Source organism: Streptomyces sp. NPDC020742, assembly GCF_040641675.1.
In the GTDB taxonomy this organism is placed as follows: domain Bacteria; phylum Actinomycetota; class Actinomycetes; order Streptomycetales; family Streptomycetaceae; genus Streptomyces.
On sequence record NZ_JBFAEA010000018.1, the window covers coordinates 137,834 to 157,708 of the forward strand.

A 19,875-nucleotide genomic window follows, 5' to 3' on the forward strand; every position below is an offset into this window, starting at 1 on the left:
TGTCATCACCCGCCGCACCGATCCGCCGCACCGCCCGCTCCCTCCCCGAAAGCGCCCGCCCGCCACTACGCCCGCCACTACGCCGGCTACTAGGCCCGCCACTACGTCCGCCAGTACGCCCGCCACTACGCCGGCCGCTTGAGCACCAGCAGACTGCGGTCGGTCAGCGTCAGCCGGTCGCCGGCCTTGACCCGGGCCCCGCCGCCGTCCGCCACCGCATGCGGCCGGTCGGTGTCCACCACGACCTGCCACTGCCGCCCCAGATGTTCGGGCACCATGAACTCCTTCTCCTGGTCGTGGGCGTTGAACATCAGCAGGAACGAGTCGTCGGTGACCGTCTCGCCGCGCGGCCCCGGCTCGGGGATCGAGCTGCCGTTGAGGAAGACCGTCAGCGCCTTGGCGTGCACCGAATCCCAGTCCCGCGGCCCCATCTCCGCGCCGCCGGCCGTGAACCACGCGATGTCGGACAGGTCGTCGCTGGTGCCCTCCATCGGCTGTCCCTGGAAGAACCGCCGGCGCCGGAAGACCGGGTGGTCGCGCCGCAGCCACACCATCTGCCGGACGAACTCCAGCAGCTCCCGCTGCTCCGCGTCCGCCAGGTCCGCGGCATCCATACCGTCCGCCCCGTCGGCCTCGCCCGCCGCGCTCGCCCCGTACCGCCCGTTCGCTTCTCCCGCCTCGCCCGTCTCACGGGCCTGGGCGAGGCCCCCGGCGTCCTCGGCATCCTCGTCGGCATTGTCGTCACTGTCGTCCTCGACATCACCGAGGGAGGCGCCCGGCGACGACCCGGCGCTCCGGCCGGGCTCCGGCCAGCGCACCCACGACAGCTCGTTGTCCTGGCAGTAGGCGTTGTTGTTGCCGCCCTGGGTGCGCCCGAACTCGTCCCCGTGGCTGAGCATCGGCACGCCCTGGGACAGCATCAGCGTGGCGAGGAAGTTCCGCATCTGGCGGGCCCGCAGCCGCCGCACCGAGGGGTCGTCGGTGGGTCCCTCGACACCGCAGTTCCAGGACCGGTTGTGCCGCTCCCCGTCGCGGTTGTCCTCCCCGTTGGCCTCGTTGTGCTTGTCGTTGTACGCGACGAGGTCGGCCAGGGTGAAGCCGTCGTGGCAGGTCACGAAGTTCACCGACGCCAGGGGCCGGCGCCCGTCCTCCTGGTAGAGGTCCGACGACCCGGTCAGCCGGGACCCGAAGTCCGCCAGGGTGCGCGGCTCACCCCGCCACAGGTCCCGCACGGTGTCCCGGTACTTGCCGTTCCACTCGGTCCACAGCGGCGGGAAGTTGCCCACCTGGTAGCCACCCTCACCGACGTCCCACGGCTCGGCGATCAGCTTCACCTGGCTGACGACCGGGTCCTGGTGCACCAGGTCGAAGAACGACGACAGCCGGTCCACCTCGTGGAACTGGCGGGCCAGCGTCGCCGCCAGATCGAAGCGGAAGCCGTCCACATGCATCTCCTGCACCCAGTAGCGCAGCGAGTCCATCACCAGCTGGAGCACGTGCGGACTGCGCATCAGCAGCGAGTTCCCGGTGCCGGTGGTGTCCATGTAGTACTGCCGGTCCTCCGACAGCCGGTAGTACGAGGCGTTGTCCAGCCCCCGGAACGACAGCGTCGGGCCCAGATGGCTGCCCTCGGCCGTGTGGTTGTAGACCACGTCGAGGATCACCTCGATCCCGGCCTGGTGCAGCGCCCGGACCGCCGTCTTGAACTCCAGCACCTGCTGCCCGCGGTCGCCCCAGGACGCATAGGCGTTGTGCGGGGCGAAGAAGCCGATGGTGTTGTAGCCCCAGTAGTTCGTCAGTCCCGCGTCCACCAGCCGGTGGTCCTGGACGAACTGGTGCACCGGCATCAGCTCCAGGGCGGTCACCCCGAGCTTGGTGAGGTGGTCGATGACCGCCGGATGCGCCAGCGCGGCGTAGGTGCCGCGCAGCTCCTCGGGGAGCTCCGGATGGCGCATCGTCAGGCCCTTCACATGGGCCTCGTAGAGCACCGTCTCGTGGTACGCGGTGCGCGGCGGACGGTCGTCACCCCAGTCGAAGTACGGGTTGACCACCACCGAGGCCATGGTGTGCGGCGCCGAGTCCAGGTCGTTGCGGACCTCGGGCCGGCCGAAGTGGTAGCCGTAGACCGCCTCGTCCCAGTCGATCACCCCGCTCATGGCCCGTGCGTAGGGGTCCAGCAGCAGCTTCGCGGAGTTGCAGCGGTGCCCCTGGTGCGGTTCGTAGGGACCGTGCACCCGGAAGCCGTAACGCTGCCCCGGCATCACCCCCGGAAGGTAGGCGTGCCGCACAAAGGCGTCACTCTCCCGTAGCTCGACGGCGGTCTCCGAGCCGTCGTCGTGCAGCAGACACAGTTCGATGCGCTTCGCGGTTTCGGAGAACACCGCGAAGTTGGTGCCCGCACCGTCATAGGTGGCACCCAGCGGATACATCTGTCCCGGCCAGACCTGCATGCGTAGACTCTTGCACTTTCTCCTCGGGCGCTGCGGCGACTCCACGACACACGACCGCGGACCAAAGGGAAATCCTTCCCCAACGTGTCGCAATGTGTCGTACACGAGGAACTTTTCGCCATATCTCCGCTGAATGGTGGGCAACCTGTCGCGATGTCGGATCGTCCTACAGGTCGTCCTACAGGTCGTCCTCCAGGGCGTCCTACGAGGCTTCCTGCGGGGCGTGCCTGAGAGGCGTCCTGCGGGGCGTCCCATCCGGGGACGTGGGGACCCGGGGGAGCCCGAGAGGTCTGTTACGCACAGTGACAGCAGGGGTGTCCGTGCGCCGCGTGAGGCACCGCCACCTCGGTCCGGGTCCACCGGCAGTACGTTCGCCGGCCGCAGCTACACCCGGCATGACGTCCAGGCCGCCGAGTACAGCAGGTGCGAGCCGTTCACCAGCCACAACCTGGCCAACTGCGGCCCCCGCACCGGCGAGAGCGTCGACATCCGGGTCAACGGACAGCCGCTGAAACACCCCATCGCGTGGGTCGACATCGGGTTCCCCCACATTGCCAGGGAAGGGGGCCGGGGCTCGATACCCGTTCACCGGAAGGGCTTTCGGCCGGTCCCGCCCGACGTCACGGCTATGAATCCGCTCACTCCGCCCGCACGGTTCGATCGCAACGGGTACGAAAAACAAGGGGAGTTGGTGGACGACTCGACCCATCCTGCTGCACTGCCTCCCGCACCGCAGTAGTCTGCCTTGATCGTTGGCACGGGGGTTCGGAAGGCGGTGGCAGGTGAGTGGCGGGCTGGAGTTGCCCCCTGGTGACGAGAGTCATGAGGGTCACGAAGGCGGCTCCGTCGACGCACCGCCCGGCGCGGTGTCCCTGGCGCGACCGCTGGAGATCGGGGCGGAGCTGGACTGGGGCGCCGACGCCTGGAGCGAGGTGCGCACACGGGCCCGCCGGGCCGGCCGCGCCTACATCTGGCTGAATCTCGTCGAGCAGCGCCTGCGGGCGGTCGTCGCGGCCGTGCTGCGCCCCGTCTACGAGCCGGTGCACGGCGACGAGTGGGTGATCGCCGCGGCCGGCCCCGCGGGCCAGGAGTGGGTGCAGCGCGCCGTTGCCGTACGCGAGGTCAGCCGCCGCAAGGGCTACCTGCTCGACCCGGCCGACGACAACATCGTCAGCTTCCTGACCCTGCCGCAGCTCCGCGAACTGATGGTCCAGCACTGGCCCTGCTTCGAGCCGTACTTCGACGACCGCCGCGAGGTCGAGCTGGCCCTCGATGAGCTGGAGGTCGCCCGCAATATCGTCTCCCGCAACCGCGCGCTGTCCGGGACCGTCCTGGCCCAGGCCGAGCGCGCCTCCGCCCGCCTCCTGGACATCCTCGGCTCCGGCATCGGCACCCGGATCTCCGGACGGCTGCCCATCGACGCGATGGAGGACCTGGTCGGCGACCGCTACGCCGATGTCGTCGGGGTGCACCCCGACCGGGTCCGGCTGCAGCGCCAGCTGCCCGCCGAGGACCTCTTCGGCGGCGCCCGCCGGCTCGACGCCGTCGGCATGGGCCTCAACCTCCTCGTCCAGAACTACTCCGGCCGCCGACTGGTCCGGCTCGCCGAGTCCGGCTGCCGCGTCCGGCTGCTCTTCCTCAACCCCGCGAGCAGCGCGGTCCGCCGCCGGGAGCGCGAAATCGGCCTGAAGAAGGGCGAGATGAGCCGCTCCATCGAGATGAACATCCTCCATATGCGGCGGGTCCGGGCCCGGCTGCGGGACCCCGGCGCCTTCGAGATCCAGGTCTTCGACGAGACCCCGCGGTTCACCGCGTACCTCGTGGACGGCGACGGCCCCGACGGGATGGCCGTCGTCCAGCCCTACCTCCGCAAGAGCCGCGGCATGGAGTCCCCGGTGTTCGTCCTGCGCGGTGGTGCGCGAGAGGTCGTCCGGCCGGACATCCGGGACGGGCGGGACGGCGACCACGGGCTCTTCGAGACCTACCGGGAGGAGTTCGAGGGCATCTGGGCGGACTCCCGCCCGGTCTCCTGACCCCGGCCCGGCGGCTACGGCGTGCCCGTGATGCCTCCGTCGACCCGCAGCTCGATCCCGTTGACGTAGTCGGCGCGCGGGCTCGCCAGGTAGGCGACCGCTGAGGCGATGTCCTCCGGACGCCCCAGGCGGCCGACCGGGTTGGGCGCGTACGCGGCGACGATGTCCGCCTCGTCGGGACCGCCGGCCGCCCCCGCTCCGCGGTCGGCGCCGTCCTCGTCATCCGCGGCCCGCTCCTGGAGCATCCGGAACATCGAGGGGCTGACGATCACGCCGGGACTCACACAGTTCGCGGTGACACCGGTCCCGGCGAGGTGCCGGGCCAGGCTCGTGGTCATGTTCACCACGGCCGCCTTGGCCGCGGAGTACGTCACCATGTTCGGCAGCGGGGTCCGCACGGCCCGGCTGCCGATGGTGATCACCCGGCCCCAGCCGGCCGCGCGCAGCGAGGGCAGCAGGGTCTGGCTGACCCGCACCGTCGGCAGCACGTTCCCCTCGAAGGCGGCCCGCCAGTCGGACGGCCGGGAGGTCTCCCAGTCGTGCTCGGCGAACGGGCCCGCGTTGTTGACGAGGATGCCGGCCCCGAAGTCGCAGGCGGTGCGGGCGACCTCCTCGGCGACGCCCGGTTCGGTCAGATCGCCGAGCACCACCTCGGCCCGTACGCCGCGGGCCGCCACCTGCTCGGCGACCGCCGCCGCGGCCCCGGCGTTCCGCCCGTGGACGAGGACGTCGCAGCCCTCGTCCGCCAGCGTCTCGGCGATCGTCGCGCCGATCCCCGAACTGCTGCCCGTCACCAGCGCACGGTGTCCTGCCAGCCGTAGGTCCATGGCGTCAGCGTAGGGGCAGGCCCGGCTCCGGGCGCCCCCGCGGCGACGGGTGACCGGCCGGTTGTCAGTGGTGCGTGCAAGAGTGTGCGGGCAACGGGGGAAGTACCACCGAAGGAGGCCACATGAGCGAGTGCAGCGCGCGCGTCGAAGGACGAGGCACGCCGGGCGAGTGCCGGGCCGGGCGAAGCGAGGTTGCGGCATGAGCTGGCATCAGGAGCTGCTGGTCGGCTTCGACCTGGAGACCACGGGCACGGACGTCGAGCAGGACCGCATCGTCACCGCCGCCCTGCTCCGGCTGGAGGGGGACGGCAGGGCGGCGGAGCAGCAGACCTGGCTGCTGGATCCGGGCGTGCCGATCCCCGAGGAAGCGGCGGCCATTCACGGCATTTCGACCGCATATGTCCGGGAGCACGGGCAGGCGCCGGCGACCGCGATAGAGGAGATCACCCAGGCGCTGGCCGAGGCACTGCGCGCGGACATCCCGCTGGTGGTGATGAACGCCCGGTATGACCTCTCCCTCCTGGACCGGGAGTGCCGCCGGCACGGCGTACCCACCCTCACCGAGCGGCTGGGGCACGCCCCCGCACCGGTCATCGATCCGCTCGTCCTCGACAAGCACGTGGACCGCTACCGCAAGGGCAAGCGCGCACTCCAGGCGCTGTGCGGTCACTACGGCGTCCGGCTGGAGGGCGCCCATGAGGCGGGCGCCGATGCGGCGGCCGCGGCCGGCGTCGCCCGGCGCATCGGGGAGCGGTATCCGGCCGTCGCCATCCCCTCGCCGCGCGCCCTGCACGCCCTCCAGGAGCGGGCGGCCGCCGAGCAAGCCGCCTCGTTCCAGGCGTATTTGCGCCGCTCGGGAGACCCGGAGGCGATAGTCGAGCCGGCCTGGCCGCTGATCCCGTACCAGGCCCGGGCCTGACCGGACCGGGAGTGGGGCGGGCTGCCGGCCGGCCGGGGCTCACACCGGCCCGTTGCGCTCCGGGCCGTCCCTCAGAACGGGTACCAGCGCACCGTCGCGTCCTTCTCGCGCAGTGAGGCGATCCGGCGCCGGAACTCCTTGAGCGCCGCCGGGTTCCCCGGCGCGTGCTGGGAGACCCATGCGCAGCTCGCCGTCTCCCGGGACCCGCGCAGCACCGCACAGCCCTCCCAGTCCCGTACGTCCCAGCCGTAGACGGAGACGAAGCTGTCGTACGCCTCGGCGGCCAGGCCGTAGCGGTCGCGGCTCAGCGCCATCACGACCAGGTCGTGCTCGCGCAGATCGCAGGAGAAGGTCTCGAGGTCCACCAGCACCGGCCCGTCGGGACCGACGTGGACGTTGCGGGTCAGCGCATCGCCGTGGATCGGACCGCGCGGCAGATGCGGCTCCAGCGCGGTGGCCGCCGCGGTGAACGCATCCCGCCGGCCGCGCAGATACTCCGCATCCGACGCCGATACGGCATCGCCGGCCAGCCGAAGCCAGCGCTCCACACCGCCGAGGAGTTCCCGCCGGGCCAGCGCGAACGGCGGCTCCGGGAGGGCGTGCACCCGCTTCAGCAGGGTGGCGAGATCGCCGGGACCGGCGGGGCGGACCGCCTCCGGGAGCCGCTGCCAGTAGGTCACGGGGTGCCCGTCGACCAGGGTGGCGACGGACTCCGCGGCCCGGACGGCCGGCACGTCCTCGATGGCCAGCCACCGGGCGACCGCCAGCTCCCGCTCGGCGCGCTCCAGGAGTTCGGCGCTGCGGCCCACCCGTACGACCGGACCGCCGTCCCCGAGGGCGAAGACGGCGTTCTCGCCGAGCGAGAGCAGCCGGGCGTCGGCCGCCGCTTCCCGGTGCCCGGCCGCGGCCAGTACGTCCCGGGCGCGTGCCTCCGTGAAGGCGCCGGGGCTCGGTTCGGTCATGGTGATGCCTCCTGCGATGCGTGCTCACGACCAGTGTCGCAGGGCCCGGCCGGCCGCACCCGCGGACCGCTGCGGCGGGCGCCCCGGCCGTCCGGGGGCTCGCGGGCCGGGTCCGGCGGCGCAGGGACCCGGCGTCCCCCCACAGGGCGCGCCCCTGAATCGCGCGCCTCGAATCGCGTGACCCCGAATGTGCAGCCCCTCTTGTAACCCTGCGTTGCCCGTATGTAAACGGAGTTGAGCCGCTCTGGTTCAAGCAGGCGGAACTTTTTGACCATTTCTGCGACTCTTCTTCGAATTTGCAGGGCTGTTGCTTATCTCACACGGCGGGGACTCGCTTGAATTGCACCCATCAATCAGACAGGGTTTCGAACCAGCCCGACGCAGATTTCCCTGTGTCCATGGGCTGTTGACGCAACGCTTTCCCCCCACACCACCAACGAGGAGCACCCTCGCAATGGCTCACAAGCGTTCCAGCAAGAAGCGGCTTGTCACGGCGATAGCCGCCGCGGTTGCCGCAACTGGTATCGCCACCGTCACCGCGGTCACCGCGGGCGCGTCGCCGGCCCCCGTCGAGGGCAAGATCTACGGCGCCCAGGCCAAGGGCGCCGTGAACGGCAGCTACATCGTCATGCTGAAGAAGTCGATCCGTACGGCGGAGAGCGGCGATCTCGCCTCCAAGTACGGCGGCAAGGTCAAGCGGACCTTCTCCTCCGCCATCGACGGTTTCTCGACCACCGGCCTGAGCGCCGACGAGGCCAAGCGCCTCGCCGCCGACCCGGCCGTCGACAAGGTCGTGCAGAACAAGAAGTTCCACATCAACGAGACCCAGGCCAACCCGCCGTCGTGGGGCCTGGACCGCATCGACCAGAAGGAAACCCAGGGGGACAAGAAGTACAACTACCCCGACAGCGCGGGTGAGGGCGTCACCGCGTACGTCATCGACACCGGTGTCCACATCAGCCACAAGGACTTCGGCGGTCGCGCCTCGTACGGCTTCAACGCCGTCGACGGCAGCAACAAGGCCGAGGACGACAACGGTCATGGCACCCACGTCGCCGGCACCATCGCCGGTGCGAAGCACGGCGTCGCCAAGAAGGCCAAGATCGTCGCCGTGAAGGTCCTGGACGGTCAGGGCTCCGGCTCCACCGAGCAGGTCGTCGCGGGCATCGACTGGGTCACCAAGAACCACAAGGGCCCGTCGGTCGCCAACATGTCGCTGGGCGGCGGCGTCGACGAGGCGCTGGACTCGGCCGTGAAGAAGGCCATCGCCTCCGGCGTCACCTTCGGTGTCGCGGCGGGCAACGAGTCCAGCGACGCGGGCCAGAGCTCCCCGGCGCGGGTCAAGGAGGCCATCACGGTGGCCTCCAGCACCGACAAGGACGAGCAGTCCGACTTCTCCAACTTCGGCAGCGCGGTGGACCTCTACGCCCCCGGCTCCGACATCACCTCGGACTGGAACACCGGCGACGACGCCACCAAGACCATCTCCGGTACCTCGATGGCGACCCCGCACGTCGTGGGTGCCGCCGCGGTCTACCTGGCCGGCCACAAGGACGCCAAGCCGGCCGACGTGGAGAAGGCCCTGACCGACGGTGCCACCGCCGGCAAGATCACCAACCCGAGCGAGGGTACGCCCAACAAGCTGCTGAAGGTCACCGAGTAACCACTCGCCCTCCAGCTCCCGCGCCGGTCGTCGCGCTCGCCCCCACGGGGCGCGGCGGCCGGCGCCTTTGTGTGCGCCGGCACCGTGACACCCACCTGGCGTAGACACTGTCTATGCCAAGTGATAGACAGTGTCTATGCCCTCCCCACGCACACCTGAACCGGCGTCCGCGCCGCCCCAAGACCCGGGCCTGCGCGCCCGATTGATCGAGGCCGGCGCCGACCTGCTCGCCCACGAGGGCGTACAAGCGCTGTCACTGCGGGAGATCGCCCGCCGGGCCGGGGTCTCACACGGCGCGCCGCGCCGCTACTTCCCGACCCACCTCGCCCTGCTGTCCGCGATCGCGCGCCAGGGCTTCGCCGACCTGGCCGCCGAGGCCACCGGGGCGCTCGACGGCGCCGGGGCGGACCCACGCGCCCGCCTCTTGGCGCTGGGGCGGTGCTACCTCGGCTTTGCGCGGGCACGCCGTGGCATGTTCGAGCTGATGTTCCGCCATGACCTGCTGGAGAGCAACGAACTCGGCCTGCGAGAGACCAGCCTGCCGCTCTTCGGTGTCCTCGTGGATCTGGTCGCCCAGGTGGACCGGCCCGGCGACGCGCCGCCCCGTCTCGTCGCCGGGGCGCTCTGGGCGAACCTGCACGGCATCGCCCAGTTGTGGGGATGGGGCAGCCTCCCGCTGGCGACCGGAGCCGATGACGTCGAACCCCTGCTGCGCGCCGCGCTGGACGCGCACCTCGGGCGGGGGGAGCAGCGTTGACCTCGCTACGCCAACGGCGCACCACGCTCGCCGGCAGCATCACCGGAGCCGTGATCGTCGCTCTGGACGGCACCGTTCTGACGGTCGCACAGCCCACCCTGCAGCGCACGCTGCACGCCTCGTTCGCACAGGTCCAGTGGACCAGCACCGGCTATCTGATCGCGGTGGCCGGGCTGCTCGTCTTCGCCGGCCGCCTCGGCGACCGGTACGGCCACCAGCGGCTCTTCGCCCTCGGCATCCTCGGCTTCGGCGCCGCCTCGGCGGGCATCGGACTGGCACCCGGCATCGGCTGGGTGATCGGCCTGCGTGTCGTCCAGGGCGTCTTCGGGGCGCTGCTGCAGCCGGCCACGCTCGGCATGCTGCGCGCGGCCTACCCGCCCGACCAACTGGGCATGCCCATCGCGCTGCGCACCAGTGCCATCGGGCTCTCGGCCGCCGCCGGCCCGATCGTCGGCGGCGCGCTGGTGGCCCAACTGAGCTGGCGTGCGGTGTTCTTCCTCAATGTGGCCCCCGCCCTGCTGGCCGGCCTGCTGGCCCTCGCCGTCCGCCTGCCGAAACCGCCCGCACCCGCGCCCGCTCCGCCGCTCCCTGGACGGCACGCCCTCCCGCCCACCGCCCCGCCGTCCGGGCTCGATCTCCCCGGCGCCTTCCTGCTCTGCCTCACCCTGGGGACCCTGGTGCACACCCTCGTCACCCTCCCGGAGAGCGGCTGGACGCCGGTCACCGCATCGGGAGCGTTGTTGGCCGCCGCAGGCTGCGCCGCGTTCGTCCGGCACGAGCGGCGCACGGCGAGCCCCTTGGTGCCACCGGGCGTCCTCGGCTCACGACCGGTCGGTGCGGGGCTCGCGGTGCTCGTCTCCGCCTCCGCGGCGATGTTCGGTGCGCTCTTCATCGGCACTTACTTCCTCCAGGACGTCCTGGAGCTGGACCCGTTCCAGTGCGGCCTCCGGGTGCTGCCCCTGGCCGCGATGATGGTGCTCGCGGCGCCCGCCTCGGCCGTGGTGCAGCGCCGGTACGGCCCCCGCCGCACCACCACGACCGCGATGGCGCTCCTGGCTGCCGGCATCCTCACTCTCTCCCAACTGGACCGCACCGCCACCCCGTTGGCGATCGGCACGGGGTTCTTCCTCCTGGGTGCTGGATTCGGCGCGGTGATGGTCACCGCCACGTCCGTCATCGTGCGCCACGCCTCCGTGGACCACGCAGGGGTGGCCGGTGGTCTCCAGCAGACCGCGATGAACGTCGGCCCCACCCTGGGTGTCGCCCTCGCGACCATGCTGCTGACGCTGACCTCCACGATGGGCGTGGCGCTGCTGGCCTTCTCGGTCCTGGCTGTGGCAGGGGCACTGGTCGCCTTGGCTCTGCCGTCGTCCCACAGTGCCAACCCGACCCCGCCCGCGGCAGGTTATCCACAGGAGGAAGCCTCCAGAACCGCCTGAAGGGCGAGCTCGCTACCGTCGGTGACATGAACGGAGGACCGCAGCTCAGCTCACTCAGCCCCCTCGTCCACGTCCCGGCCGGCCTGATCGTCCTGGCCCTCGCCCTCCTGGCCCTCCTGATGGGCGCGATCGGCTCGATCGGCGCGATCGTTCGGCGAATTCCCCCTGCCGACCACGCGCACTTCGGGCCGTGCTGCACCCACAGGTCCTACGTGGCAGGGGCACCTCTCGGCCGGGTCTCCGGCAGGCCGCGGAGAGATCTCACGACCTCGGGCGGCTCTCGGACGGAGCGACGGTGCGGAGAATTCTCCGTACTGCCACTGGCCGTACTGCCGCTGACCATAGGGCGTATGAGGGCGCGGGGTCGGAGCAGGTTCCGGCCAACCTCAACTCGGCTGACCCGCAAGAGGGTTCAGGGTGCGCTTCGACTCCCGCTGCCGCTCCGGGGCCGTTCTCCTCCCTCGTGTGCAGGGGTGAATCCGGCCCCGAATTTCCGCGGCTCCCACCTGAACTCCCTACGGTGTTTCCTTGCCCGTGACGATCAACTCGCCGCCTTTAAGGGAAATTTCTACTCCACGGCGCCGAGCGTGACCGGCAGTGCCATATCCGATTTCCATTCCTTCCGGTAGTGCATCACTCGCCGCGGAGCTCCGCCGTCCTTGCAGGGTGGAGGGACTCGCCTGCCGGTTGCAAAACGGGGTGCTTTCCCTCCAAAACGGTACCTGTCGCTGGGTGATTGAGGAATGCGGTGACGGGTGGCGCAGGTGTGCCAATTACCTCCCCGACTCCCTGAAAACGGGGCATGAGGTGCCATTCTGTCCATGTGGGGCGGTGCGTGGCAAGTGATGGGTCCATAACCGGTGGTTGATGGTTTTGTTACGGTGATCCCTGCCCTCGGAATGGCGGTTAGGGTCTGCCGACGCGCCTATGGGGAGTGGAGTGAGAATTTGCTGTTCCCGGTCCATTTCCCTTCCATAACCCCCCTCATGGAGACGATTTAGTTGAACGCGAAATCCTCTACGTCGAAGCGCAATGCACGCGGCGCACACCGGCGCAGGGCACGGCTGATTCCGATCGGTCTGGTGGCCGCAGTGGGTGTGGCCGGCGGAACGCTGGCGATGTTCAACTCCCAGGACAACGCGCAGGCCCACGAGGCCTTCCCGCCGGCCGCACACAGCGCAACCCCGAGCGCCGGCCCGGGAAAGGGGTCCGCCACTCCGGCCGGCACGCCGACCGCATCCCCGCAGGGCAGCGGCAAGGGCAAGGCCACCACCAAGGTCGACCGGTACGAGGCAGAGATCAACCGGCTGGTGAACAAGGCGCGCGCGGAGCACGGCTGTGCCCCCCTGCGCCGTGATCCCCGCCTGGACAAGGCCGCCCGGCTGCACAGCCAGGACATGGCCGCGCACAACTACTACGCCCACACCTCCCTGAACGGCACCGGCCCCAAGGAGCGGATGGAGGCGCAGGGCTACGGCGATGCGTCGGCGGAGAACATCGACGCCTGGCCGCGGACGCCCCAGGGTGCGTTCGACGCGTGGATGCACAGCCCCGGCCACCGGGCGAACATCCTCTCCTGCAAGTCCAAGGCCACCGGGATAGGCGTCGCCCTGGGCGGCAAGCTCCGGGCCTACTGGACGCAGGACTTCGGCTACAAGTAAAGCCGGATCGCGGGGCGCCGCCCGCGCGGGGCACCGTTAAGCGAGGTCGCCGCGCGGGCGATTCCCCACGCGAGCAACACCCTGCGCCATGGTCGGTGCACCACCGGTCGTCCGGGCCGTACGGGTCCCGGGCGAGGGTGGGGTGTAGGTCTGCAGGACTCTGCGCCCGCGGCGGCGCTCAACCCTACGGGGGCGGGCGCCGACGCGGGCGCACGGTGTTCCTGCGGGTGCCGCCCGGTTGCTACGGTCCGGGCGACACCTTGCGAACGGACCGCCGAGGCCTGCCTGTTGCCGGCATCAGCTCAGTTCACAGGAGAGGACGTAATGGGCACCGTCCTCCCGGAACTTCAGCTCGTTGTAGCCGAGCAAGGGGACCTGCTCACCGAGGAGGTCGTCGGCGTCGGCGTCGTCGCTCTCGTACATGCGGACTTCGGCGACATCGCCCTCGAACCGGTAGGTCTTGTCGATGGTGCGCGTGCCGTCCTCGCCGATGCGGGTCGAGTAGACCCTCTTCCCGTTGATCGTGATGTAGATGTCGTCCTTACCGTTCCAGTCCTCCTGCTTGATGCATTCGAGCCGGTAGAACTTCACGGCACCCATGGGTTCCCCCTCGTCATCGGTGGAGTGTCTGTGCCTCTGATCCTTCCCGCCGGCGATCAACGGTCGCTAAACGGCGCGGCGGGGACGCCTTCGGCCAGCGGCATCGGCCTGCGACCGCGTCGGGGCGTACCAAGTACCCTTGCCCCGTGACGATGCACAAGGCGGCCAGGGTCAGCGTTGACGCGATGATCGAGGACCTCAGGACTCTCGTCGAGGTCGAGTCTCCCTCGCGCGACCTCAACGCCCTGACGGCCTCGGCCAAAGCGGTTGCCGGTGTCATCGAGAGCCGCCTCGGCGGGCGGGCCGTCCTGGTGGAGAGCGACGGCGGGCCGCACGTTCACTGGTCGGCCGGCGGCGATCCCACGGTGCTGATCCTCGGTCACCACGACACGGTGTTTCCGCTCGGTACCCTTGCACGCCGCCCGTTCACGGTCGAGAACGGCCGGGCCATGGGCCCCGGGGTCTTCGACATGCTCGGCGGTCTGGTGCAGGCCGTTCATGGGCTGGCGTCGCTCGATGACCCGTCAGGGGTGGAGATCCTGGTGACCGCCGACGAAGAGGTCGGTTCCGGCTCCTCCCGAGCGCTCATCGAAGAACGGGCCCTCGCCTGCGGCGCGGTGCTGGTGTTCGAGGGCGCCGCGGACGGCGGCGGCCTGAAGACCGGCCGCAAGGGCTGCGGCACGTTCCGCGTCTCCCTCACCGGCCGGGCGTCGCACGCGGGCCTGGAGCCCACGGCCGGGATCAACGCCCTGATCGAAGCAGCGCACCAGGTACTGGACATCGCGGCGCTCGGGCGACCCGAGAGCGGTACGACGGTCACCCCGACCGTCGCATCCGCGGGAACCCTGGACAACGTCGTTCCCGCGGAGGCGACCGTCATCGTCGACGTCCGGGTCGAGTCGGCCGACGAGAAGGAACGGATCGAATCGGCCTTCGCGGCACTGGCTCCGCACCTCGACGGGGCGGAGATCACGGTTCAGGGCGCCGTCAGCCGGCCCCCGATGCCCGAGTCGGCGTCGGCCGGCCTCTTTTCGCTGGCACAGCGGCTGCTCCCGGGCATCGAAGGCACGGCGGTCGGCGGCGGAAGCGACGGCAACTTCACCGCCGCGCTGGGGGTGCCCACGCTCGACGGCCTCGGGGCGGTCGGGGGCGGTGCCCACGCCGACCACGAGTACCTGGTGATCGACGCCATGGCCGAGCGGGCGAACCTCGTTGCCGGACTGGTGAACGGGATCCGGAACGCGTAGCAGAACGAGCGCGGGCGCGCCTACGAGTGACCGTGAGAGGTGTGGCCCTGGCATCGGCCGGATCGGTGGCACTGCGTCCCGGCCCGTCTCTCGTCACCTCAACCGCAGTTGCCGTACCAGGGTGTGTTCCGAAAACGGATCAAGCTAGGGTGCTTTGGTGACAGAGACTCAACCGCGCCCTGACGTGGGTCCACCCGGCAATGACTCCGGTGAGAAGTCGACTCTGCTTGCGTTCCTGAACTACCTGCGGGATTCCGTGGCGGCAAAGGCGCAGGGCCTTCGAGACGAGCAAGGCCGCGCTTCTGGAGTGCCCTCCGGCACCAGCGTCTTCGGCCTGGTCAAGCACCTGACTGCGGCGGAGCATTACTGGTTCGTCTGGGCCTTCGAAGGCGCCGACGTCGCACATCCGGACTCCAGCATGGAACTCGCCGAGGAGGACAGCGCGGAGAGTCTGCTTGCCGCCTATCGCGGCGCCGTCGAGCGATCCAACGAGATCATCGAGGGTTGTGACGACTTGAACGGTCCGTGCGCCCGGGCGGCCGGCAAGGCCGAGGCGGTGCGATCGATGCGTTGGGTGCTGGTACACATGATTGAAGAGACCGCCCGCCATGCGGGCCATGCCGACATCCTCCGTGAACAGGCTGACGGTTCCGTCGGCAGGTGACGTGCGCCGGTGCTCGACCGCCGGTGTTGCCCAGGTGCCGGGCGCATGGGGAACCACAGCCACGCGTTGCTGGCCGCGACGAGGACGGTTGCCGCACAGTGCGATCAGGTTCTTCGCAACGGCCCGAGCAACGCGGCTCGGTACAGACCCGTTTCCGGGTGCCGTCCCGCTGCCAGCGGCGGAACAGGCCGTACACCCGACCCCAGGGGCCGTAGCGCTCCGGGACCTCCCGCCACTGTGCCCCGGTCCGGATCCGCCACCGTACGCCGTCGATCAGCTGCCGCCGGGGCCGCGCCGTCGGCGGTGGCTTATCCGCGCGAACTCCCTGCCGTGGTGGGCTTCGTCGGCACGCATCGCCACGCGAGGCCCGCGGCGGCCAGATAGGCGAGTGCGCCGATGGCCATACTGGTGCGCAGCCCCGCGTTGTAGTCGGTGGCCGTGGCGAGCAGGGTTCCGCCGAGTGCCACACCGGTGGCGCTGCCGATCTGGCGGGTGGTGTTGAACAGCGCGGAGGCGGTCCCCGAGTACGCCGTGGGTGCGGCGCCCATCACGGTGGAGGTCGACCCGGTGAGGGCGAAGGAGGTGCCGAACCCGGCTGCCATCATCGGGGCCACCAGCAACGGATAGGCGGGGTCCGTCCCCGCCGCGGCCCAGCCGGCGAGCCCGAGGGCCGCCAGGAGCATCCCGGAGACCACCAGCGGGCGATCGCCGGTCGTTCGGGTCAGCCGCCCGGACAACACGGAGGCGAACATCGTCATCGCCACCGCCGGGAAGAGGGCGGCCCCGGTTCCCAGCGCGCTGAAGCCGCGCTGGTGCTGGAAGTCCAGGCTGGCGGTGAACACCATGCCGTAGAAGCCGAAGTTGAACAGCAGGCCGATCACGGCTCCGCCGCTCAGCGCACGTGAGCGCAGCAGGCTCGGCGGCAAGACGGGAGAACGGGCCAGCCGCTCGCGCAGTGCGAGCGCCAAGGCGGCCAGCGCGGACAGGGCCAACCCGGCGAGCACCGCCGGATCGGACCAGCCCCGACGGCCGGCCTCGTTGAGCGCGGCCGTCAGCAGCGCCACTCCCACCACGGCCGCGCACTGCGCCGGCAGGTCCAGTGCCCGGTCGGTGCGCCGGGGTGAGGGCGCCACCTGCCGTAGCGTCAGTACCAGGCAGGCCACCCCGACGGGCAGATTGATGAGGAACACCGACCGCCAGCCCACCGTGGACACCAGCAGTCCACCCAGCAGCGGCCCGGCGGAGGCCGCGATGCCAGCCATCGAGCCCCACAGTCCGAACGCCCGTGAGCGTGCGGCCGGCGCCGGATAGGCCTGCTGGAGCAGGGCCAGGGAACCGGGCACGATCAGCGCCGCGCCCAGCCCCTCCACCAGCCGGGCCGCCACCAGGAAGGGGGCGCTCGGTGCGAGCGCACATGCAGCCGAGGCCGCCGTGAACACCGCCACGCCGGTGCAGAAGACCCGGCGGTTGCCCAGCCGGTCGCCCAGCGCCCCGCCGGACAGCAGAAATCCGGCGAAGACCAGGGTGTATCCGTCGGTGATCCACTGGATGCCGGTCAGGGAGGCCGACAGGTCCCGGCCCACCACCGGCACCGCGACGTTGATGATCGTCACGTCCAGGATCACCATGAAATACCCGGCACACACGGCCAGCAGCGGCGCCACGGACCGTTGCCCGGAGTCCGGGACCGGCTCGGGAGGGGGTACGGCCTCACCGCCACCTGACGCCTCCGCGAACCTCACGTCGTCCACTCCATCCACCCGCGGCGGCCACGCCGAAAGCCACAGTAAGTGACGCATGGTGCACGATGTGGGAACCGTGCTGGCCCGCCGCGCTACCGGTACGGAACGAGCGCCGGCGCGCATTCGGCCAGCTCAGGCAGCTCTGCCCGCTCGGCTCGCTCGGCCGAAGCCCGCACCGGCACCCGGAGGCCCGACCGCGGGCGTGTCCCGTCCCGATCCAGGAGGATGGACAGCAGATCCCCTGTCCCCCGAGGCGGCCGAGGAGCACGGGCCCGGATGAACGGTGGCGAAGGAGTCGACGGTGGCTCACGCCCCTCCCACCCGCACGCGTCGGTGCGGGTAGAGGCACGGGCGCTGCTGCCGATGATCTGGGCCGACCCGCAGCACCTGCCCGAGCAGCTGGCGTACTTCGCCGTGCGCCGCTTCGGCCCGCGGGCCGCCGCCGCGGTGGCCCGTCGGAAGCGGCGCAGCCCCCACGCCGGCGTCGAAGAACTCAGCCAGGACGCCATCGCGCAGGGAACGCGGGTGACGATCATCGACGGCGCCGCCCTCGGCGGGCCGTTCGTGGTCGTCATGCCGGTGAGCTTCGTGGCCGCCCTGCTGTCCCAGGCACAGATGGTGCTCGAACTGGCCGCTCTCGCCGGTCACGACCCCCGCAGCGAGCAGCGGGTCGCCGACCTCCTGGTCCTGCAGGACGTGTACCCGTCGACCGAAGCGGCCGACAGGGCCATGACCGAGGTGCGGCGTCACCCCGCGGGTGGACGCGGCCGGCTTCCCCGGCGGACGCGGTGGGCGCTCATCGTCAGGATGGCCGCCGTCCTCGGCATCACCGGCGGTGGCGAGAAGCCCAGCAGACTGCGGCGGGCCCTGTCGACGGGCGCGATCGTCGCGCTGTTCCTCGTGGGCATGGTGCTCCCCCTCGTCTGGGTGCCGGCGCTCGCATTGATCTACCGGCAGAACACCCTTCGCCTGGCGGCCAAGGCGGTCCAGTACTACTCGCCGAGCGGTGCCGAGGGCCGACTCGGGGACCGCCGGTCGTTCACCCGCCTGCCCAGGGCGGCAGGCGTCGCGGTGATCCTCCGCTTCCTGGCACTCACCCTGCTGCCCTTCCTAACCGCCGCCGCGATCGTCCTGGCGGGGGTGCGGCTGGGCGACGGACCCTGGGGCACCGGGCTGCTCACTCTGGTGGTGCTCTCCCTGCTCGGGGGAGGCCTCTGGTTCCTCTGGCGTCGGTCGCGCACCGCCAACGGATCTTCGGAGTCGCGCGAAGGGCGGCGGAAGCCGTGATTGTGCGGAAGCCGGAAGCCGGAAGCCGGAAGCCGGAAGCCGGAAGCCGGCGGTCGGAGGTCGGAAGCCGGCCATGGGTCGGGCGGGTAGGGCTTTGACGGTTATCCACAGGAGGCGGCCTCCGGAAACGCGTGAGGGGTCACCCCGGCTACGGTCAGTCACATGCACGGAGGACTGCCGTTCATCGGTATCAGCACCATCGTCTACGGCCTGATCGGACTGATCGCCGTCGTAGTCGGCACCATCCGCACGACAGGGGGAACTCGCCATGCACACCGTCACCGTCATCGTCCCAGCTCACAACGAGGAGGAGGGGCTCCCGGCCACACTGGAGTCCCTCGCCCGACAAACGGTCCGGCCTGACCGCGTCCTGGTGGTGGACGACGCCTCCACGGACCGCACCGGCCAGGTGGCGGCAGCACACGGCGTCACGGTCCTACGCCCGCCGCGCAACCTTGGCAGCAAGGCCAAGGCACAGAACTACGCCCTTCCGCACTGCACCACCGACCTCGTCCTCGCCGTCGACGCCGATACCGTCTTGGCACCGGACTACATCGAGACCGTCGTCCCCGTCTTCGACGACCCGGCGGTATCGATCGCCGCCGGCACGGTCCGCACCCGCCATACCCGCACCCTCTGGGAGCGTGGCCGTTCCACCGAGTACCTCTTCGGTTTCCACTGGCACCGTCCCATCCAAGCCCTGGCCAACAGCCCCATGGTCTGCTCGGGTTGCTGCTCGGTCTTCCGCCGCGACGATCTGATGGCGTTCGGCGGTTTCCCCGAACGCACCATCGTCGAGGACATGGACTTCACTTGGTCCCAGCAGATCGCGGGCAGACGCGCGGTCTACGTCTCGGACGCCGTCGCCCTCGCTGCCGACCCGGAAGACCTGACCTACCTCCGCAAACAGGTCTGGCGCTGGATGGCAGGCTTCTGCCAGAACGTCCGCCTCCACCTCGGGCAATTGCTTTTCCGTAAGCCCCTGTTGGCGGTCTGGGTACTGCTGGCCCTCCTGGAGATCCTCACCGCACCGTTGTGGTGGGCGACCCCGTTCGTGATCGCCGCGACCACCGATCAGCCACCCGCGCTCGCCTTCCTCTGGTGGGCCGGCGCCGAACTCCTGCTGACGACACCACCACTCCTCTACGCCGCTCGTCGTCGCAAACTCCCGCTGGGGCAGGTGCTGTTGAACGTCCCTTGCGTCTACGCGACCAAGGCCGTCAATCTCGTCTACGCCTGGAAGGCCCTCATCGTGGAACTGCTGTTGGTACCGCTCCATCTGGCCCGGGGCTTGACGGTCTACGAGAAGGGGCGGGCTGACACGGTGGCTGCGCTTGGCTGAGCTTCCCACGTTGTCGCCTCACCCGCCGTGGTGGTTGTTCGCCGGGGGCCCGTTCGTTGTCGGTTTTGCCGCGGTGGCCTGGCGGCCGGGTGCGTTCCGATGTCGTTGGCCCTCTCGCCGTGCCTGCTGCTCGCCGTGGCTCCCCCACTGCCTTAAGGGCGTGGGAGGTACCCCCACGCGGCGGGCGGGTCCGCTGCGCGGGGCTGTTAGGCGCGGTGGTGGTCCTGCGGGGGTGGGTTGTGATAACTCGAGTTCGATAATATAGTCAACCAACCCCCCCCA

15 protein-coding genes and 1 pseudogene are annotated in these 19,875 nt (G+C 70.5%); 10 read left to right on the forward strand and 6 right to left on the reverse strand.

Going from position 1 to position 19,875, the window contains the following annotated elements; translation table 11 throughout:
* Positions 1–125: 125 nt before the first annotated feature.
* Positions 126–2,450: a glycogen debranching protein GlgX gene (gene glgX, locus AB0G84_RS26690; RefSeq protein WP_361325754.1), complete on the reverse strand. Its 2,325-nt coding sequence runs from the start codon at positions 2,448–2,450 to the stop codon at positions 126–128.
* A 782-nt stretch (positions 2,451–3,232) separates the two neighbouring features.
* On the opposite strand from glgX, the gene AB0G84_RS26695 reads away from it, so the two are divergent.
* Entirely contained in the window at positions 3,233–4,483 is a 1,251-nt protein-coding gene (locus AB0G84_RS26695; protein ID WP_361325757.1) for an SAV2148 family HEPN domain-containing protein, read from the forward strand.
* Between the two features lie 14 nt (positions 4,484–4,497).
* Here the strand turns inward: AB0G84_RS26695 and AB0G84_RS26700 are convergent, their stop codons facing one another.
* The gene (locus tag AB0G84_RS26700; protein WP_361325760.1) at positions 4,498–5,310 is read right to left on the reverse strand and encodes an SDR family NAD(P)-dependent oxidoreductase; all 813 of its coding nucleotides are present in this window, start codon (positions 5,308–5,310) and stop codon (positions 4,498–4,500) included.
* A 199-nt stretch (positions 5,311–5,509) separates the two neighbouring features.
* Here AB0G84_RS26700 and AB0G84_RS26705 point away from each other — a divergent pair, with 199 nt between their 5' ends.
* Entirely contained in the window at positions 5,510–6,229 is a 720-nt protein-coding gene (locus AB0G84_RS26705) for an exonuclease domain-containing protein (protein WP_361325763.1), read from the forward strand.
* A 71-nt stretch (positions 6,230–6,300) separates the two neighbouring features.
* On the opposite strand, the gene AB0G84_RS26710 is transcribed toward AB0G84_RS26705, so the two are convergent.
* Entirely contained in the window at positions 6,301–7,191 is an 891-nt protein-coding gene (locus AB0G84_RS26710; RefSeq protein ID WP_361325766.1) for an aminoglycoside phosphotransferase family protein, read from the reverse strand.
* A gap of 454 nt (positions 7,192–7,645) precedes the next feature.
* Here AB0G84_RS26710 and AB0G84_RS26715 point away from each other — a divergent pair, with 454 nt between their 5' ends.
* The 4 genes from AB0G84_RS26715 (at position 7,646) to AB0G84_RS26730 (ending at position 12,711) form a co-directional block, all read left to right on the forward strand.
* A complete protein-coding gene (locus AB0G84_RS26715) occupies positions 7,646–8,854 on the forward strand; it encodes a S8 family peptidase (RefSeq protein WP_361325769.1) in 1,209 nt (402 codons plus the stop codon).
* Between the two features lie 136 nt (positions 8,855–8,990).
* Entirely contained in the window at positions 8,991–9,611 is a 621-nt protein-coding gene (locus AB0G84_RS26720; protein WP_361325771.1) for a TetR/AcrR family transcriptional regulator, read from the forward strand.
* Positions 9,608–11,050 carry an MFS transporter gene (locus AB0G84_RS26725; protein ID WP_361325774.1) on the forward strand — a complete coding sequence of 481 codons (1,443 nt, stop codon included), beginning with the start codon at positions 9,608–9,610 and terminating at the stop codon, positions 11,048–11,050. The genes AB0G84_RS26720 and AB0G84_RS26725 overlap by 4 nt, the downstream gene beginning before the upstream one ends.
* A gap of 1,082 nt (positions 11,051–12,132) precedes the next feature.
* Positions 12,133–12,711, forward strand: coding sequence for a CAP domain-containing protein (locus tag AB0G84_RS26730; protein ID WP_361325776.1), 579 nt, complete (start codon positions 12,133–12,135; stop codon positions 12,709–12,711).
* A gap of 297 nt (positions 12,712–13,008) precedes the next feature.
* On the opposite strand, the gene AB0G84_RS26735 is transcribed toward AB0G84_RS26730, so the two are convergent.
* Positions 13,009–13,311, reverse strand: coding sequence for a hypothetical protein (locus AB0G84_RS26735; RefSeq protein ID WP_361325779.1), 303 nt, complete (start codon positions 13,309–13,311; stop codon positions 13,009–13,011).
* Between the two features lie 152 nt (positions 13,312–13,463).
* Here AB0G84_RS26735 and AB0G84_RS26740 point away from each other — a divergent pair, with 152 nt between their 5' ends.
* Both AB0G84_RS26740 and AB0G84_RS26745 read left to right on the forward strand, forming a co-directional pair.
* On the forward strand, positions 13,464–14,558 hold the full coding sequence (locus tag AB0G84_RS26740; RefSeq protein WP_361325814.1) for a M20 family metallopeptidase: 1,095 nt from the start codon (positions 13,464–13,466) through the stop codon (positions 14,556–14,558).
* Positions 14,559–14,715: 157 nt separating this feature from the next.
* Positions 14,716–15,222, forward strand: coding sequence for a DinB family protein (locus AB0G84_RS26745; RefSeq protein WP_361325781.1), 507 nt, complete (start codon positions 14,716–14,718; stop codon positions 15,220–15,222).
* A gap of 145 nt (positions 15,223–15,367) precedes the next feature.
* Here the strand turns inward: AB0G84_RS26745 and AB0G84_RS26750 are convergent.
* Positions 15,368–15,604, reverse strand: a pseudogene (locus AB0G84_RS26750) (transposase); the annotation flags it as partial.
* Positions 15,531–16,964 carry an MFS transporter gene (locus AB0G84_RS26755; protein WP_361325784.1) on the reverse strand — a complete coding sequence of 478 codons (1,434 nt, stop codon included), beginning with the start codon at positions 16,962–16,964 and terminating at the stop codon, positions 15,531–15,533. The pseudogene AB0G84_RS26750 and the gene AB0G84_RS26755, both read right to left, overlap by 74 nt.
* A 276-nt stretch (positions 16,965–17,240) precedes the next feature.
* Here AB0G84_RS26755 and AB0G84_RS26760 point away from each other — a divergent pair, with 276 nt between their 5' ends.
* Positions 17,241–18,251: a hypothetical protein gene (locus tag AB0G84_RS26760; protein ID WP_361325786.1), complete on the forward strand. Its 1,011-nt coding sequence runs from the start codon at positions 17,241–17,243 to the stop codon at positions 18,249–18,251.
* 268 nt (positions 18,252–18,519) lie between these two features.
* On the forward strand, positions 18,520–19,593 hold the full coding sequence (locus AB0G84_RS26765; RefSeq protein ID WP_361325789.1) for a glycosyltransferase family 2 protein: 1,074 nt from the start codon (positions 18,520–18,522) through the stop codon (positions 19,591–19,593).
* Positions 19,594–19,875 lie beyond the last annotated feature (282 nt).